Annotated in this window: 18 protein-coding genes and 2 pseudogenes; all 20 read right to left on the reverse strand. The window is 43.6% G+C overall.

The genetic code is table 11. The features are described from left to right. Nucleotides 1-3: 3 nt before the first annotated feature. The 20 genes and pseudogenes from RG608_RS00635 to RG608_RS00725 all read right to left on the reverse strand — a co-directional run bounded on the left by RG608_RS00635 (nucleotide 4) and on the right by RG608_RS00725 (nucleotide 17,665). A complete protein-coding gene (locus RG608_RS00635) occupies nucleotides 4-852 on the reverse strand; it encodes a DegV family protein (protein WP_308946400.1) in 849 nt (282 codons plus the stop codon). Between the two features lie 2 nt (nucleotides 853-854). Next, nucleotides 855-1,229 (reverse strand): DUF1149 family protein, encoded by a 375-nt coding sequence (locus tag RG608_RS00640; protein WP_002915309.1) that lies wholly within the window; start codon nucleotides 1,227-1,229, stop codon nucleotides 855-857. A gap of 128 nt (nucleotides 1,230-1,357) precedes the next feature. Next, complete coding sequence (locus RG608_RS00645; protein WP_308946402.1) at nucleotides 1,358-3,319, reverse strand: fructose-specific PTS transporter subunit EIIC; 1,962 nt, start codon at nucleotides 3,317-3,319, stop codon at nucleotides 1,358-1,360. Further along, the gene (pfkB, locus tag RG608_RS00650) at nucleotides 3,316-4,227 is read right to left on the reverse strand and encodes a 1-phosphofructokinase (protein ID WP_308946404.1); all 912 of its coding nucleotides are present in this window, start codon (nucleotides 4,225-4,227) and stop codon (nucleotides 3,316-3,318) included. The genes RG608_RS00645 and pfkB overlap by 4 nt, the downstream gene beginning before the upstream one ends. After that, nucleotides 4,224-4,967: a DeoR/GlpR family DNA-binding transcription regulator gene (locus tag RG608_RS00655; protein ID WP_308946405.1), complete on the reverse strand. Its 744-nt coding sequence runs from the start codon at nucleotides 4,965-4,967 to the stop codon at nucleotides 4,224-4,226. The genes pfkB and RG608_RS00655 overlap by 4 nt, the downstream gene beginning before the upstream one ends. Before the next feature lie 169 nt (nucleotides 4,968-5,136). After that, on the reverse strand, nucleotides 5,137-6,120 hold the full coding sequence (locus RG608_RS00660) for a CPBP family intramembrane glutamic endopeptidase (RefSeq protein WP_268686655.1): 984 nt from the start codon (nucleotides 6,118-6,120) through the stop codon (nucleotides 5,137-5,139). Nucleotides 6,121-6,133: 13 nt separating this feature from the next. Continuing rightward, entirely contained in the window at nucleotides 6,134-6,763 is a 630-nt protein-coding gene (locus RG608_RS00665) for a TIGR01906 family membrane protein (protein WP_268686654.1), read from the reverse strand. Further along, nucleotides 6,756-7,526 carry a TIGR01457 family HAD-type hydrolase gene (locus RG608_RS00670; protein ID WP_143877615.1) on the reverse strand — a complete coding sequence of 257 codons (771 nt, stop codon included), beginning with the start codon at nucleotides 7,524-7,526 and terminating at the stop codon, nucleotides 6,756-6,758. Before RG608_RS00670 ends, RG608_RS00665 begins: the two co-directional genes overlap by 8 nt. A gap of 2 nt (nucleotides 7,527-7,528) precedes the next feature. Further along, nucleotides 7,529-8,278, reverse strand: a complete 750-nt coding sequence (locus tag RG608_RS00675) for an acyl-[acyl-carrier-protein] thioesterase (RefSeq protein ID WP_268686653.1) — start codon at nucleotides 8,276-8,278, stop codon at nucleotides 7,529-7,531. Between the two features lie 3 nt (nucleotides 8,279-8,281). Then, nucleotides 8,282-9,412, reverse strand: a complete 1,131-nt coding sequence (hemW, locus tag RG608_RS00680; protein WP_268686652.1) for a radical SAM family heme chaperone HemW — start codon at nucleotides 9,410-9,412, stop codon at nucleotides 8,282-8,284. A 117-nt stretch (nucleotides 9,413-9,529) separates the two neighbouring features. Then, nucleotides 9,530-10,492: a phosphotransferase gene (locus RG608_RS00685; RefSeq protein WP_268686651.1), complete on the reverse strand. Its 963-nt coding sequence runs from the start codon at nucleotides 10,490-10,492 to the stop codon at nucleotides 9,530-9,532. Between the two features lie 65 nt (nucleotides 10,493-10,557). Further along, nucleotides 10,558-11,358: a pyrroline-5-carboxylate reductase gene (gene proC, locus RG608_RS00690; RefSeq protein ID WP_268686650.1), complete on the reverse strand. Its 801-nt coding sequence runs from the start codon at nucleotides 11,356-11,358 to the stop codon at nucleotides 10,558-10,560. A 2-nt stretch (nucleotides 11,359-11,360) separates the two neighbouring features. Continuing rightward, nucleotides 11,361-12,623: a glutamate-5-semialdehyde dehydrogenase gene (locus RG608_RS00695; protein WP_268686649.1), complete on the reverse strand. Its 1,263-nt coding sequence runs from the start codon at nucleotides 12,621-12,623 to the stop codon at nucleotides 11,361-11,363. Between the two features lie 21 nt (nucleotides 12,624-12,644). Beyond that, nucleotides 12,645-13,754: a glutamate 5-kinase gene (gene proB / locus RG608_RS00700; protein WP_268686648.1), complete on the reverse strand. Its 1,110-nt coding sequence runs from the start codon at nucleotides 13,752-13,754 to the stop codon at nucleotides 12,645-12,647. Between the two features lie 194 nt (nucleotides 13,755-13,948). Further along, nucleotides 13,949-14,166, reverse strand: a pseudogene (locus tag RG608_RS00705) (transposase). Continuing rightward, nucleotides 14,140-14,223: pseudogene (locus tag RG608_RS11620) on the reverse strand (IS200/IS605 family transposase); the annotation flags it as partial. The pseudogenes RG608_RS11620 and RG608_RS00705, both read right to left, overlap by 27 nt. Before the next feature lie 211 nt (nucleotides 14,224-14,434). Beyond that, nucleotides 14,435-15,331, reverse strand: a complete 897-nt coding sequence (locus tag RG608_RS00710) for an RluA family pseudouridine synthase (RefSeq protein WP_308946408.1) — start codon at nucleotides 15,329-15,331, stop codon at nucleotides 14,435-14,437. Further along, on the reverse strand, nucleotides 15,315-15,782 hold the full coding sequence (lspA, locus tag RG608_RS00715) for a signal peptidase II (RefSeq protein WP_308946409.1): 468 nt from the start codon (nucleotides 15,780-15,782) through the stop codon (nucleotides 15,315-15,317). Before lspA ends, RG608_RS00710 begins: the two co-directional genes overlap by 17 nt. A 3-nt stretch (nucleotides 15,783-15,785) precedes the next feature. Further along, entirely contained in the window at nucleotides 15,786-16,688 is a 903-nt protein-coding gene (locus RG608_RS00720; protein ID WP_032906521.1) for a LysR family transcriptional regulator, read from the reverse strand. Between the two features lie 119 nt (nucleotides 16,689-16,807). Beyond that, nucleotides 16,808-17,665 carry a GNAT family N-acetyltransferase gene (locus tag RG608_RS00725; protein ID WP_002930305.1) on the reverse strand — a complete coding sequence of 286 codons (858 nt, stop codon included), beginning with the start codon at nucleotides 17,663-17,665 and terminating at the stop codon, nucleotides 16,808-16,810. Between the last annotated feature and the right edge of the window lie 24 nt (nucleotides 17,666-17,689).

Genomic DNA, 17,689 nt, shown 5'->3' on the forward strand with positions numbered 1-17,689 from the left:
CAATCAGATTACGGGAATATATCCCAGTGCAACGCTGCCCTCACCCAAGTGCGTCCCGATAACACTACCAAAGGTTGCAATAGGGACTTCGTCAGCAATACCGCTGTCTAGCAGATTTTGCTGAAGCTCAGCTGCTTTTTCTGGCGCATTGCCATGGATAACCATAACTTGATAAGCACCGCCCGCTGTTCTTTCTTGGACAAGTTCCAGCATACGCTTGGTTGCCTTCTTCTCCGTCCGAATCTTTTCAAAAACCTCTATCACACCATGATCGTTAAAATACAGAATAGGCTTGATACTGAGCAGATTTCCCAGAATAGCTGCACCGTTAGACAGGCGTCCTCCTTTGACCAAGTGGTTCAAGTCGTCCACCATGATAAAAGCGCTGGTGCCATCGATTTGCTTCTGGACATTAGCTAAAATTGTTTCAAACTCCAGGCCTTGCGCTGCCCATTCTAGAGCAGATTGGACCATGATACCGAGCGGTGCACTGGTAATCTTAGAATCCGGAAAGGCGATTTTCAAACCATGAAATTCATCTTTCAGATACTGAATATTTTGATAAAAACCAGAAATACCGCTAGATAGAAAGGGCCCCAGAACATGGGTATAGTCTTTGCCATCTAGAATGGTGAGAATCTCTTCTAACTCAGCAATACTAGGCTGACTGGTCTTGGGCAATTCATCTGACTGAGCCATTTTTTCATAAAATTCACTGGCTGTTAAGTTTCTGCCTTCGACATAAGTCTCACCAGCAATCACAACCGGAATATCCAAGACGAAAAGATTTTCATTCTCCAGCAGGGAAGCCGGCAGATAGGCCGATGAATCTGTGATAACCGCTAACTTCATAATTAAAACTCCAAATTAATGCCTGGCAAATCCAGAGCAATTTCTGTCACTTCATAAGTCAAGCGGTTGAGCATGGTTAAGCAAGGCCGAGCCAGCTCTTCTACTTCATCGTGGTCAAATTCACTCGGTTCTTCAATAAGGCGACCGTGAATGTGGTTGGCTTGCGAAATAGTTCCGCTGATAACAAAATTCTCAAAAACAATCATAAAGGTCAAAATCACAATCAATGAAGTTGTGTGGGCTTCGACATCTCTTTTGACTAATTGGAAATTCACATCAACCTTGGTTTCAGGTGTTCCATTTTCTTTTTCCCATTCAAAATTTCGGGCATCAAAATGGTACTGACTAACAAATTCTTTTTCGCGCTGTATATTCATTTTTATTCTCCTAAAAATATGCGATAGGCCCATTATACCATATATCGAGCGAAGTTTCCATGCTAAAATTTGCAGGCTGGAAAACACAAAAAAGAATCTCACTAACAAAAGCGAGATTCTTTTAAATATTATTTTTCAAGTGGTTTGCGCAGGTAACCAAAAATAACACCGCTGACTACCGCACCAATCAATACATATACCAAGTAAAGGATTGGATTATTTGTCAAACCAATAACGAAGATTCCTCCGTGAGGAGCCATGAGCTTGATACCAGAAAGGCCTACAAGAGCACCTGTTAGAGCTGAACCTACGATAAAGCTTGGAATAGCACGGGCTGGGTCAGCAGCTCCAAACGGGATAGCTCCTTCTGTGATGAAAGACAGACCCATGACTATGTTTGTTAAACCTGAATCGCGTTCTTCTTCAGTGAATTTATGTTTGAACAAAAGAGTTGCAATAAATACTGCCAAAGGCGGAACCATACCCGCTGCCATAACTGCAGCCATGACTGGAGAACCACCAGTTGAAACAGTGCTTGCCAGTGTACTAGTACCGAATACGTAAGCAGCCTTATTGACCGGTCCACCCATATCAACAGCCATCATACCGCCGACCAAGAGACCAAGAAGGACAGCAGAACTTCCACTCAGACTAGCCAAGAAATCGTTAAGGGCTGTATTGATTGCTGACATTGGAATATTGACCGCCAACATCACAAATCCAGTCACAAGAACGCCCAGAAGAGGCAAGAGCAAGATTGAACGGATACCTTCAAGTGAGCGAGGCAGACCTGCAAGAAGTTTGCGAAGAACCAGGATAACACCACCAGCTAAGAATCCTCCTACCAAAGCACCAAGGAAACCAGATGATACACCAACTAATTCAAGAGTCTTCTGACCGCCTTCAGCATAGGCGACACCACCAAATGATGCACCGCTGCTCGCAATTGCACCAGCTACGAAACCAGAAACCAGACCAGGCTTTTCAGCGATTGAGTAAGCGATATAACCAGCTAATACCGGCAACATAAAACCAAAGGCCGCTGCACCAATTGCTTTAAACTGCGCTGCAATCTCATGATAACTTCCCAGATTAGAAAGCTGATCTTTTGGTACACCTAAGATCTGATCCAGCAAGAATGCAATGGCAATCATAATACCACCACCAATAACGAATGGCAACATTTGGGAAACACCACTCATCAAGTGCTTGTAGAAAGCGCCGCCCAGACTAAGTTTCTCATTGCTAGACTCGGCAGCACCACCGCCGTTAGCAGCCTTGTAAATCTCAGCATTTCCTGAAAGAGCCAGATTAATCAGTTCTTCCGTCTTACGAATACCGTCTGCAACTGGACGATTAATTAACGGCTTGCCATCAAAGCGGTTCATCTCTACTGCCTTATCTGCAGCAATGATAACAGCCTTGGCATTTTTGATATCTTCTGCTGTTAGCTTGTTTCCAACACCGCTGGCACCATTGGTTTCAACCTTGATGCCGACACCCATTTCAGCTGCAACCTTTTGTAAGGCCTCTTGAGCCATGTAGGTATGTGCAATTCCTGTCGTACAAGCTGTTACAGCCACTAAGAAGTCTCCCCCCTCATTGGAAGGTTCAACGACAGCAGGTTCTTCTGCTTTTTCCGAAGCATGGTCAAAGAGCTCAATCACCTGATCAGGCGAAGTCACTTGGCGCAATTTATCCGCAAAACCATCTTTCATCAGGTATTGGGACAATTCAGCCAAGGCAGCCAAGTGAGTATCGTTAGCACCTTCTGGAACTGCAATCATGAAGAAAAGATCAGTTGGTTGGCCATCCAAACTTTCATAATCTACGCCTTTATTTGACTTGGCAAAAAGGACAGTCGCTTCTTTCACTGCAGTATTTTTGCTGTGAGGCATAGCAATCCCGTCACCCAAGCCTGTAGAAGTCAAGGCTTCACGAGCCAAAATCCCTTCTTTGAAAGTCTCGAAGTCTGTTACATAGCCACGATCCACTAGGCTCTGAATCATTTCTTCGATAACAGCTTTTTTCTCTGTTGCCTGCAAGTCCAGCAACATCACGTCTTTTCTTAGTAAGTCTTGAATTTTCATATTTTTTCTACCTCTACTTTTTCATAGATTTCTTTTATGTACTCAGCTGTTGCCAAATCATCTGAAAAGGTGGTTGCCGTTCCGCAGGCCACTCCCCATTTGAAGGCTTGAATAACATCACCAGAGCGGACGAACTCTCCGGTAAATCCAGCCACCATAGAGTCGCCAGCACCAACAGAATTTTTCACGTTGCCCTTGATAGGTTTAGCGAAGTAGGCACCATCTCTAGTTACCAGCAAGGCACCATCGCCAGCCATGGAAATAATCACATGTTGGGCACCTTTGTCTAAGATTTGACGGGCATGACTCTCAATCTGATCCAAGCTTTCGAGCTTGACTCCGAAAATATCACCTAGCTCGTGATTGTTAGGTTTGACCAAGAGCGGCTCAAACTCTAAAGAATCCAGCAGCGTCTGACCTTCAAAGTCGCAGACGACTTGTGCTCCCGTCTTTCTAGTTAAGCCAATCAGCTCCTTGTAGACAACATTTCCTAGATTTTTAGGACTGCTGCCTGCGAAGACTACTGTATCTTCCGATGTCAGAGAAGAAAGATACTTCTCAAGTTCTTCTAGTTTCTGACTGGAAATTTCTGGACCAGGTCCGTTAATTTCTGTCTCAGCATCCGCTTTAATCTTGACATTGATACGAGTATCCTGCTCAACTTCTACAAAATGGCTGCAAGTTCCTTCTTCTTCAAGAGTATCTGTGATGAACTTGCCAGTAAAACCACCTATAAAGCCAGTCGCTGTATTCTCAATACCTAGACGTTTGAGAACTCGGCTAACATTGATTCCCTTCCCGCCAGCGAATTTGTCGTCACTGTCCATCCGATTGACGCTTCCTATAAGGACCTTGTCCAGACGGACAATATAGTCGATGGAAGGGTTTAGTGTGACAGTATAAATCATACTTCAATCACCTCCGTTTTTTCTTTCATCACTTGAATCACTTCTGATTCCGTTTGATTAGTAATAATGCTTGCTTTGGCAAGAGGAGCGACCTTTACAAAGGATGTCTGTCCTAGTTTAGAAAAATCAGCCAAGACATAAGTCTTCTTAGCGTTCTCCAAAATCGCTCTTTTAACAGCTCCTTCCTCCATATCTGGAGTGGTAAAGAAGCCATCATCAATGCCATTCATTCCAATAAAGGCCTTATCGAAATTCAACTGACCGATTTGATTTAGGGCAACACCGCCAATGCTAGCATCCGTTGAGCGTTTGACCTTTCCACCGATAATGACCGTCGGGATATTGCGCTCTACCAATTTGGTCGCATGGTGAATGGAGTTGGTGACAACTGTCACTCTAGGATCATGCAGCTCATTAACTAAAAGCTCATTGGTTGTCCCCGCATCAATAAAAATCACATCATGTTCTTGAATCAAGCTTGCTGCCATCTTGGCAATAGCTGTCTTTTCTTGAATGCTTTTGATAGATTTTTCCTGATTACTCTCCTCTTCCTGTAGAAAATGAAGGCTCTCGGCTCCACCATGAACTCGTCGCAGTTTATGCTCGCTCTCCAGTTCATCCAAATCTCTTCTGATAGTTGATTCTGAAGTGTTTAAAGCATGTACTAGATAGTCTAAAGAGACAAATTTTTCTCTTATGACTGTCTCTAGAATAACTTGCTTTCTTTCAGACTTCAGCATAAAGCACCTCCTTTGGAATCGTTTACGATTATTATTATACCTCTTTAATTTTCAATGTCAAGCATTTTCTTCCAAAAACTTTCAAATTCTATCTTTTTACCGAACAAAAAAAGAGCCGGACTATATCCAACCCTTTCATATCGTTGTATAGCTTCCAAATAAAAGGCAATTAGCTATTATTGATCAAGGATACAATATAGGCTGCCATAACAGGCAGAAAGGTTCCAAGAAAAGTAAACACAACCAAAACCCAGAACCAAACGGATCTGAATGCTTGTCGGTAGGTCCCTGGACGGGAACGATTGGCGTCAATGTAAGCCTTAAATTTCGGCCATTTCAAGATTAAGAGCAAAAGAAATACTGTGCTGCCAGCAATTAATAGGCCGTAAAAAAAGATGTTAACAATAGGCTCCGGAGCTTTTTTTGAAAGAAAAGCTATACCTTCTGCTATGACAAAGTTATTGAGAGCATGAAAAATGATAGACCAGATAATCGAATACTCAAAAGCGATATAGCCAAAACCTAAACCAATCAAACTAGCAAAATAAAACTGATAAAGATTTTCGTGAAAAAGGCCAAACAAAATCGCAGTCAAAAGAATGGCAAAAACCTTTCCATGCTTCTCTAACGCTCTCAATCCAGCACCTCTGAAAATAATTTCCTCCGTAACTGGAGCCATCAAGGATGAATAAATCAGCATGGTCAGTGTTTCAGAACCGCCGCCTCCTGATTCCATACTAGAAAGATCTAGATTGAAGAGTTGCATGATAGCCTGCATGAGCTGATTGACAACAGCTGTAAACATTTGGGCGAATAATAGGAAGCAAATCATGTAAAAGAAAACTTTAGGAGTCATCTTCCGCTCCTTGCGACGAAGGTCATATTTGAAGAGCTGCTTTCCTCGAGACACCGTGAAAGTAAGAACACCAAGACAGGAAGCTATAATATAGGCTCCACCGTCCTTTTCCATGAATTTGGTGACTATGTCTTGCGTTTTTTGAATATCCATACCTTGCCCTGGTAAGACGATAAAAAAAGCTGCTAACACGTAAAAGAAAACAGCAGCAACCATGACCCATAAATAAGTAAAGCAAGTCGCTGAAAATCGTCCTAGATCTTTTTTAGGATTTAAAGGTTCGGGTATATAATACATAAAATCTCCTATGTTAAGTTTGCTCTTTACTCTTTCTGCTCAAAAAATACAAGGTCAAAAAGATTCCCTCATAAAGCAAAGCAAAAAGAATAAAGGCGTGCATGAAAAATTCTTCTGGCAGAATCCAAATGACTGGATCCTTGGCTGGGTCAAACATCCAGGTATTGTCTCCTGCAAAGAGAACTTGATGAAAGAGTGTAAAAAAACTGTTAAAGCCAATCAGAACGGCTAGTCCAGCTAGAACAAGCGGCAATACACTGATCACCAGAAAAGCCCGTCTGTAGAGACCTAAAAATCCCTTTTTAACCACTTTTTTGATAAAGAAAATCAAAGCCGGCAGAGTAACTAGAAAAGTAGCTTGCGCCAAGTGAAAAAGATACTTGACCGCCTGAAAATGATGCAGCCCAGCTGCTGACGAACGAAAATCTGGCATCGCCAGTTTCTGACTAAAAGGATTGGTCAGGTAATTCATCAAAATATTAAAATTATACTGAATGGTCTCTGCTTTCAAATACACCTTATCCGGCAAGTTGAAATAAGAAATCTCCACCGGGTATAAAAGCCAAGCCAGATAAATGATCAGCAGAATAGCTACTGCCAGCAAGCACAAGACGCTTGCTGAAAATCTCAATTTATCACGCATCGAAGTCCCACTCCGCTAGACTGGACAAGACATGCGTCGGTTGGATAGGCAGATTAGGCACCTCTTCTGGCAGGGTAAAGCCTGTCGTAACCAAGAGCGTCGGAATGCCGTTATCGATTCCCGCTCGAATATCTGTCAGATAGTTATCACCCACCATGACCACTTCTTCACGCGCCAGTCCTAGATGCTCTATGGCTTTTTCCATTATGATGGCATTTGGCTTGCCGATAAAGGTGGGCTCAACCCGAGTGGCTGCTTCCAAGAGGGCGTTGATAGCACCCGCTCCCGGCTGCAGACCTCGTTCTGTCGGAATATTGAGATCAGGATTGGTCCCGATAAAGTGAGCACCTTTTTGAATGGCCAGAGTCGCTATTGTCAGCTTCTCATAGTCCACTTCCCAGTCCAGACCCACTACCACATAGTCAGGATTTTCTGTATCCTCTATATATCCAGCTTCTTCAATGGCATGTTTAAGTCCGACATCACCGATGACATAGACTTTCTTGCCCAGATTTTTCTCCTGCATATAGTCAATGGTAGCTAAAGTAGCTGTGTAAATAGTCTCAAGTGGCGTCTCAATATTGAAATTTTCAGCCAGCATGGTCTGCACTGCTTCTGGCGTGCGAGTAGTATTATTGGTCACGAAAAGATAGGGAATCTTGCGCTTCTGCAACTCATGCACAAAAGCTTCACCAGCCGGAATCCGACTCTTGCCCTTATAAATCGTCCCGTCTAAATCAATCAAATATCCTTTATAAGTCATTTCTACTCTTCCTCATTCTCATGTTTAAACTCTTGCCAGGTCACCAAAGCCTGGGCATTGACTTCGCCGTCACTGGAAATCTGGTGATTGCTCTGCAGACCTTCTAGGTCGTAGCTAGAAGCAATCATGCCGCCCGGTCGAACTTCCTTGACATACTTAAGATGGACTTTCTTGGGAATGTGCTGGGTGAGGAAATCTGCTCCCATAACCTCAAAAATCCAGTCCAGATACTTGCTATTATTGACATGGCCGTTCATATCCAAGTCGTAAAAGCGTACATGGTAGTCCTTGCTGACAGGATTTTCCAAGTCTGGATACTTAGGACCGCGCAGTAATTTCTTGGAAAAGTCAGACTGGTATGGCGCTACAATCTCTGGATCAACGGCACGAACCTTGCGGCTATCCCGGTCCATGAGAACAAAGGTCGCCATCATCTTGATAATGGCCTCACCCGCCTCATCAAAAATCGTGAAGCGACGGTAGCAAAAGAGCCGATTGTAGGTCAAAGCTTCTGTTTCAATGGTAATTTCCTCTGCAAATCGTGGCAGACGTGTCACATCAATATCATAGTCCGTGATAATCCAGACTAGATTATACTGCTCCAGCATATCCTTGTCACTGACGCCAAGCTCAATCGACTGCATCCCTGATACCTGCAAGGATAGCAGGATGACATCCGGCAATTTGATATGGCCATTCATATCTGCCATATCAAAAGGAATTTTCATTTTCATTTGATAAGTTAAGCCCATGATTTACTCCAATATAAATTTCTCAGCAACCGTATCGCCCAAAAAGAGGCCTTGCTTGGTCATGCGCACGATATCTCTGTCTGGCACTAGCAAGCCCTGCTCAGTCAGTTCAGCCACGGCAGCTCCGTACTGATCTTCAAAGGAAAGACCGAATTTTTCCTCAAAACGTTTTTTAGACACGCCTGATTTCTTGCGCAATCCTAGAAACATTTCTTCTTCCATCTTTTCTTTCAGCGTCAGCATTTCTTCCTGCACTCGGGCATTGCCCGCTTCCACCGCCTGCAGATAATGACGAATCGGTCCGTGGTTTTTATAGCGAACACCATCAACATAGCCAGACGCTCCCGCTCCAATACCATAATATTCCGCATTGTCCCAGTACATGAGATTGTGGCGGCTCTCAAAGCCTGGCTTGGAAAAGTTTGAAATCTCATAATGCTCGAAGCCGGCCTTTCCCAGCTCAGCTATAATGTAGTCAAACATCTCCGCTTCCAAATCTTCCTTGGGCAGAGGCAACTTCCCTCGCCGCATCCGATTCATGAAGACCGTATGATTCTCCAAAATCAAGCTGTACAAACTCATGTGGGGAATATCCAGGGCAATGGCCTTGGCCACATTGGTTTTCACATCTTCCATGGTCTGCTTGGGCAGGGCATAAATCAGGTCAATCGAGATGTTGTCAAAACCCGCTTTTTTGAGATTGGCAATATTCTCATAAATATCCTTTTCCAAGTGACTGCGGCCAATTTGCTTAAGCATGCGGTCATTGAAAGTCTGTACACCCAGCGAAACCCGATTGACAGGCGAGTCTTTGAGTACAGCAATCTTCTCCTGATCCAAATCCCCAGGATTGGCTTCAATAGTCAACTCTTCTAGATAAGATAAATCTAACTTGTCCGTCAGTTTTTCCAGCAAAAAGGCTAATTGAGGCGCAGATAGAGCCGTCGGAGTCCCTCCACCGATATAGAGGGTACGGAGCTTTTTGATATCGTACGAATGATACTCCTCAATCAAATGCTCCAGATAAGAATCTACCGGCTGGTTTTTTATAAAAACCTTGGAGAAATCGCAGTAATAACAAATCTGAGTACAAAAAGGAATGTGCACATAAGCAGAAGTCGGTTTGGTTTGCATAGTAAGATTATAACATAAATCACAAAGACAAGCGGGAGAAATGTTGAATTAATACGGTTAAAATCATAATCGCTAAATCCTCTATCTCCCTCTTTAAATACTTTCAATAAGGAAGTATTATTCAGTAATTTTCGATATGAGAAAATCAATCATCGCTTCTTCTTTGTTGAATTTTTCTTTTTGATACTTGATTAAGCCTACTTCTTTTAGATTTTCATTCAGATAATACAAATGAATATCTAAAAAACGCTGTAAGGCATAACGAAAACAAACAGTTTTATCGATTGGTCTGGAATAATATTTTAAAAAATGATCTAGCATTTCTTCATATTTTGACCTTTCAACTTTCTGCAGGATTCCCCAAAACAAGGTTCCAATATCCTCTTCTGGTAATGAATATCTGCAATCTCCAAAATCCAACATGGCTACTTCCTTTTCGCAAAGCAGCAAATTTTCATCATGTAAGTCGTTATGAATAAAAACATTCCCTTTCTCAGACTTCATTGACTTCAAAGTTTTTGTGTTCTCTTGAAATATTTTCCATAATGCCTGATAGCCTGGAATGATTCTTTCAAGTTTAGGATTGTAAGAAAAAGTTCTAAAATGTAAAGAAGAAATCAAGTCGTCATAAAAGGGGACTCTTTCAAATGTCGTTAAATATCTATGAGAAAAATCATGTATATTCGCTAATTTTCGAGCAAGTTCAGACAGATTAGAGGAAGAGAAAGTTATTCGGTCACCTCTTAAATAAGGGTATTTCAGAAAAAAGAGACTGCCATCCTTCACATCCAGCCGATGAATGAACTTCCCATCTGGAAAAGACAGATACCGAAGCAGATTTAAGTTGTTCTCGTATAAAGTATTGACAAAATACACTTCTCTTTCTAGATACGGAAAGGCTTGCGAAAAAATTGGCGAACTTTCGGCTAAATAAAGCACACGAACCACCAACTGGCCATCAATCAAATAATTTAGATTTTCACTACCTTTTGAGAGTTGAGAAATCTGACAATCATGACCGTACCATTTATGAAGATTATTCAAGATAAAATTTTCATCTGCAAATTGTTGAAAGAACATAATTCCCCCTCTGATTTGACTACCAACCTATACAAAATCTACCAGCTTAAAACTGGTAGATTTCTTTATTTCCCCAACTCCTGCGTCCTCTTGTAGGCAGCTTGAACGGCATCCATGACTGTTCCTCGAAAGGCATTTTCTTCCAGACTGGCCACCCCAGCAATGGTCGAACCAGCCGGACTGCAGACCTGGTCTTTGAGTTGAGCAGGATGTTGCCCACTGACCTGACTTAGCTTAGCAGCTCCTAAAAGTGTCTGATTGGCCAGCTGCAGGGATATATCGCGACTGAGTCCTGCTCGGACACCAGCGTCCGCTAAGGCCTCTATAAAGAGATAGACGAAAGCTGGTCCACAGCCAGCAAGAGCTGTCGCCGCATCCAGCTGCTTTTCCTCTAGTTTGACCAAAAGACCAGCCGAAGACAGAAGTTCCCGCAACAAATCTTCATCCGTTGGGTTTGCCTGCTGGGATAAGGCATAGGTAATAACGCCCTCACCTACGGCTACTGGAGTATTAGGCATCATCCGAATCCAACGATGGTGGCTAGATGTCAATTTTTCTAATAGCTCCAAGGTCAGACCAGCAGCCATTGAAACCAGCAAAAGAGACTCTCGTTTTTCTAGAACTTCCTGATATTCAGTCAGCAAGTCAGCAAATTGAGCTGGTTTGATTCCCAGAAAAATCACTTCTGCCTGAGCAAAAACTTCTTTATTACTGACCGGCTGCCCACCAAGTTCTTCAGCAATCTTTTCAGCCTTGTCACGACTGCGATTAGCCAGGAGTAATTTGCTTCTAAATCTTTCATCTTGGGCAACTAGACGAGCGAGACTGCCGCCCATATTTCCCAGACCGATAAATCCAATTTTCATCATTATTTCCTCACTTGACCAGTCCCTTGGATGACGTACTTATAGCTGGTCAGCTCTTTCAGCCCCATAGGACCTCTGGCATGCAGTTTTTGAGTAGAAATCCCCATTTCGCAGCCAAGGCCAAATTGACCGCCATCTGTAAAGCGGGTTGAAGCATTAACATAAACTGCTGCGCTATCCACCTGCTCTGTGAAGTAAGCTGCCGCTGCATCGTTCTCCGTCACAATGGCGTCCGAGTGATGAGTGCTGTGAGCTTCAATATGATCCACCGCTTCTTCCAGCGAGGAAACCAGCTTGACCGCTAAGATATAGTCCAAAAATTCGGTATCAAAATCTTCTGGTTTAGCTTGCGAGCCTGATATATACTGAGCTGCTTTCTCATCCAAACGTAGTTCAACAGGGTTGTCTTGCGCTTTCTCACGATCTGTCACCAAAATCTTTTGTAAACGTGGTAAAAATGCAGCTGCAATCTCTTCGTGAACCAGTAATACTTCCATGGCATTGCAGACAGAGGGGCGACTGGTCTTGGCATTCTCAATAATGGCCAAAGCCTTGTCTTGATTAGCATCCTTATCTACATAGACATGGACGATTCCAGTACCCGTCTCAATAACCGGCACAGTCGCATTCTCTACGACCGCCTGAATCAGTCCCGCGCCACCACGAGGAATTAGCAAATCCAGATATCCCTTGGCCTTCATCATAGCCTGGGCGGAAGCCCGACTGGTATCAGAAACCAACTGGATACAATCCGGCGAAATCTCCGTCTGAGCCAAGCCGTTTTTCAGAGCTGTGACAATAGCTAGCGCAGTCTGATAGGCATCCTTGCCACTTCTGAGAACGACTGCGCTGCCACTCTTTAGGGCCAGAGCCGCAGCGTCAGAGGTGACATTAGGCCGACTTTCGTAGATAATACCAATTACGCCCATAGCCACCCGCTGTTTACTGATGACAAGGCCGTTCTCAAGCTCGGCCCTTTCTAAGACTTGCCCTACAGGATCCTCTAAGTCAATCAGCTGACGAATACCCTCTGCCATGGCAGCAATTCGCTCCTCATCCAGATAGAGGCGATCCAGCATCACATCTGAAATCTTACCTTTAGCTGCGGTCATATCCAATTCATTGGCCGCTAAAATATCAGCACGAGAAAGCCAGAGCTGCTTTGCCATTTCTTCCAAAGCATGGTTTTTCTCAGCCGTTGTGGCCGTATTGATCGTCTTCTTGACTTTCTGAACCTTTTCAAAAATCGCTTGTGTTGAGGTCATCGCTTCTCCTTTCCTCGTCTTCTAAAATTCTGCAAATAAATCATTTAACTCCGGTGTCAGAGAAATCCAGTCATCTCGATGAATGACAATACCTTTAGGTTTATTAGACTTGAGCATATCTTTAAGAGCAGACTTACCAAAACGCACACGCCCTTTACCAAGAATAGCTCCGCTGCCTTCTTCATAAACGGTCACCGTATCCTGATAGGCAAAGTTCCCCGATACAGATACAAGACCGGATACCAACAAACTTTTTCCATTATTTCTGAGAGCGTCGGCTGCTCCTTGGTCTACATAGATTTCCCCTTGACTTTTAGCATAGAAAGCCAGCCATTGCTTCTGCGTTTTTAGACCTTTTTCTTGGGCCAAAAAGAGACTGCCATCCTTGCTTTCCTCCGCAGCTTCCAGCAGAGCATCCGTCTTGAGTGAGGAGCAGATATAGACCGGAACACCAGACATGGTCGCAAGCGTTGCAGCTTTGATCTTTGTCAGCATGCCGCCAGTTCCGTTGCTCGTTCCTGCACCGCCTGCCATATCAATCAACTCAGAAGAAATCTTCTCAATCTTTTCAAGACGCTGGGCATCTGGATTGGTAGAGGGATTAGCTGTGTACAGTCCGTCTACATCTGTCAGAAGCACCAAGAGGTCCGCCTGAACCATGGCTGCTACTTGAGCACTCAGTGTATCATTATCCCCGACCTTGAGCTCCTCAATGGCCACCGAGTCATTTTCATTGATGATAGGAATAGCGCCGCGATTCAACAAGACAGATATGGCCTGATGGGCATTCTTGTACCGACGCTTATCTGCAAAATCATCCTGGGTCAAAAGAATCTGAGCAGAAATGATTTGCTTCAAAAGAAGATTGGTTGTATATTCCTCCAAAAGCAAACCCTGTCCAACAGCAGCTGATGCCTGTTTATCCGCCACCTTGGTTGGACGCTTTTTAAAGCCCAGAGAAGAAAAACCTGCGGCAATAGCTCCTGATGAGACCAAGATTAACTCATGTCCCGCCTCATGCAAGAGAGCCAACTGCCGAGTAATTTCCTTTACCTTGGCGCGTGACAGACTGCCATCTGCGTTGGTTAATGACGAAGTCCCCACCTTAAATACGATTCGCTTTGCTTTCATTTCCTTTTCCTTCACTGCTAGATTGTCTTATTATACCACGATTTACAGAAAAATCATAACCACCCGTCTAACGGGTGGTTTGTCCCCGGGCTATAAGCCCACATCACCAGCCAGCGCCTAAAGACGCTGGCTTTCACTTTGTTCAAGCCTCATTGCTCTTGACTCGTCACAATCCTCTCAAAGAGGTGTTTGCATTACTTACCACTATCCCTAAAGGGATCCTCATATTCTTTTACACTCAATTTATCCAACGCTATATCATGCTTTTCCTGCTCTTGGATATATTTCTTAATGGTGGCTTCATTAAGGCCTACTGTACTCACGTAATAACCTTCCGACCAAAAATGTCGGTTCCCAAACTGTTTCGGTATTGATTATAGATAACTTTTCGTCCATACTTAGGTGTAAACACAATGTGATATTTACACATCCACTTTGTGTGTGATAAACTATGTGCCTTTTGCGCCATATTTTTCTCCTTTCGCTTCACAATTAGCTTGAACACCTTTATTGTATCGCGTTGGGAGTTTTTTGGTATAACCTTCGATGCGCACCCGCATAGCGGGTGGTTTATTTGTCTCGCACCTAGCGGAGCGAGACAGACTGAAAGTCAATAATAAAAACGACCGCGATTGAAGCGGTCAGAGGAAAATTTGTATTTTAATAATGAATGAACCTGACTATTCTTGTCGCAGCTTTTCCAAAGTTTCTTGGAAAATAGCTGGCACTTCAGCTGTAAATTCCAGCACTTCACCAGTTCGAGGATGGGTAAAGCCCAAAGTTCGCGCGTGCAGAAATTGGCCATGTCCTTTTAAGGTCTTACGCGGTCCATAGACCTCATCACCAGCTACAGGATGTCCGATGTAGGCCATATGAACTCGGATCTGATGAGTCCGTCCCGTTTCCAGTTGAAGCTCAACCAGAGTATAGTCACCAAAGCGCTCCAAGACTTGAAAACGTGTCAGAGCAGGTTTGCCTTTGGCCGTTACCGCCTGCTTCTTGCGATCTTTTTCACTACGGCCAATCGGTGCTTCAATCACTCCACGGTCATTAGGCAGATTTCCATGAACAATAGCCCAATACTTGCGTAGGGATTTCTTATCCTTGAGCTCATCAGCCAGAGCCACATGGGCTTGGTCATTTTTGGCAATCATGAGAAGCCCTGAAGTGTCCTTATCAATCCGATGGACAATCCCCGGCCGGAGAACTCCATTGATGCCAGACAGGTCTTTGATGTGGTACATAAGGGCATTGACCAGTGTACCACTGGTATGGCCTGCAGAAGGATGGACGACCATTCCCTGAGGTTTATTGACGACTGCTACGTCCTCATCTTGATAGACGATTTCTAGCGGAATATCCTCTGCCGCATATTCGACGACTTCTGGTTCAGGCAGATCATAGGAAATAACATCGCCTTCTTTGACAGCGTATTTGGCTTTTTTGGCTTGTCCGTTGACCAAAATCTGGCCGTCCTTAATCTGCTCATGAGCCAAGCTCCTTGACAGGTCTGTCAGCTCAGCAACCGCCTTGTCCAATCGCTGACCAGCTACCGAAGCCTCAATTCTTACTTCCATCTTTTTCTTCCTTCAAAATCATCAGTAGTAAAATAGCTACACCAAAGGTCAGATACATATCCGCCACATTGAAAATAGCAAAATTGATAAAATCTAACTGAAACATGTCCACGACAAAACCTTGGCGAATCCGGTCAATGAAGTTCCCCAAACCACCAGCAATCACCAAGGTCAGCCCAGCCAACATCCACTTTGAGGCATGGAGATGCTTGATGAGGTAGTAAACAGCTCCGCCAATGACCAAAAATGTCACCAAAGTAAAGAGCCATTGCTGGTTTTCCAGCATGGAGAAGGCTGCGCCGGTATTCTGAAGATAGGTCAGACTCACCAGATGCGGAATGAAACTCTTGACCTGCCCCAGCTTAAAACCGCCGACAATATATAACTTGACCAGTTGGTCCACAGCAATAAGAACCAAGACTGCAAAAGGAATAATAATTTTTCTTTTCATACTTTATTTTTTCTGCGCAAAATACTCTTTCATAACTGATACGAAGTCTTCTCCGACCTGAGTCAACTCCACATCTTCACGCTTGACATAGACCATGTGGTTGTCCAAGTTGTCACGAAGCTTGATGACAGTAATACCATTTACACTATTGCTGTCCAAAAAGCCAGATCCAGTTGCATAAGCATCGGTTCGCTCCAAAATCCCATTCAAAGTCGCACGGTCTGTCACATTAAACATCTGGGAGCTGGCACTGGTATCAACAAAGTTCTCTGAATAATAGAGATACTCGTCCTTTTCCTGGGTGAAGCGAACAGTCGGCAAAGCCGCCAAATCTTCCATGACTAGCTCATTTTTTTGAGTCAGAGGATGATCTTCCCGCAGGTAAATGTGAGTCTGAAAAGGAATTAGCTCCACTACTTCCAAGCCTAGCTTTTCCACCCGCTGCATAATGCCTTTGGTATTCTGATTATTGAGGTAGATAATGCCAATTTCACTGTGGCCTTGCGCGACTTCGTCTAGGATCTGCACAGTTGTTGACTCAAAAATTCGGAAGTTCTTATACTCAGGATAGGTCTGAGAAAATTGTGTAATCAAAGGCGGTAGAAAGTCATAGTGCTGACTGGCAATTGAGAACTCATCCCGCTCCTCCTCAGGATTGGCATATTGATTTTGAAAAACATCAAAACCCTTGACCAAGTCTTGAGCTTTTTCATAAAATTCCATTCCTCGGCGAGTCAGAAAAGTACCACTGCTGGTCCGACGAAAAATCTTGAAACCTAGCTCTTTTTCCAGATCACGGACAGATATAGACAGACTAGGCTGGCTGACATACATTTTTTCCGCTGCTTCTCGAAAGGTCCCACTATTAGCAATGGCGACCACATAACGCAATTGTTGAATATTCATAACATTTTCCTTCTTTACATATCGTCTCATTATACCATAAACCAAGGCAGAACAAAAGAAACCAGCTGTAAGAAGCCAGTCTCTCCTTTTAAGTTAATGAGTATTCTGAGAAAAATTTGCTATTTTTCTTTTAGATAAACAACCTCTGTCATCTCTTTGAAGCCTAGCTTTTTATAGAGTTTCAAAGCTCGGGCATTCTGCTTTTCTACGACAATCTGAAACTCCTGTCCATTGAGCTTATTCAAATCCTGCATACTTGCAAGCAAGAGATAGCTTCCTAGCCCCTGCCCTTGAAAATCTTGATCAACCGCTAATCCAAAGAAATAATTGGTTCCAAAATCCGTATCAACTGATATAGAAGCTACAACTCTACCATCTTTCTTCAAGATATAGAGCAAGCTGGATGCGCTGCTGACGGCTTCTCTGGCATATTTCAAGGAAACATCAAGCGGTGTCTCAAAGACTTGGGACTGAAAAGCAGCAATTTCCTCTGCCAAGTCCAAACTTCCTTGCAAGACTTCTATCCCTTCTCTCTTTTCCAGAGGAAAAGTTTGAGCAGACTGTGCCAGCCAGATTTCTGATTCATCCTCTTGGTAATCAAATCTCCGAACAAAATCAGGATGATTATTCAAAAAGGCCTGCTCTGCTACATACTCAATCTCGGTCAAATCATACTTATCAGCTACTTTGGAAAAAGCAGCCAGAAGCTGACAAGCCACACCTTGACGCCGATACGATGGCAGAACATAGAGAGACACCTCAGCTTGGTCAGGTTCATCCGCGTAGACTGATAAAAAGCCGATGGTTCGGCCATCCATCTCAGCCAAGAAGAAGGCTGGCATTTCAGGATCTGCATTATAATTATTATCCAGATAGGGCAGTCGATAGCCTCCGTCTGCCTTATTACACTCTTGAACTAATTCAAACAATACCTGCTTTTCTTTCTCAGGCAATGCACTATAAATACTTACTTTCATCACTTTCACTTCCTTCCAGTATTT

Origin of the sequence: Streptococcus sp. IsoGale022 (genome assembly GCF_031142805.1) — a bacterium.
GTDB lineage: Bacteria > Bacillota > Bacilli > Lactobacillales > Streptococcaceae > Streptococcus > Streptococcus sanguinis_A.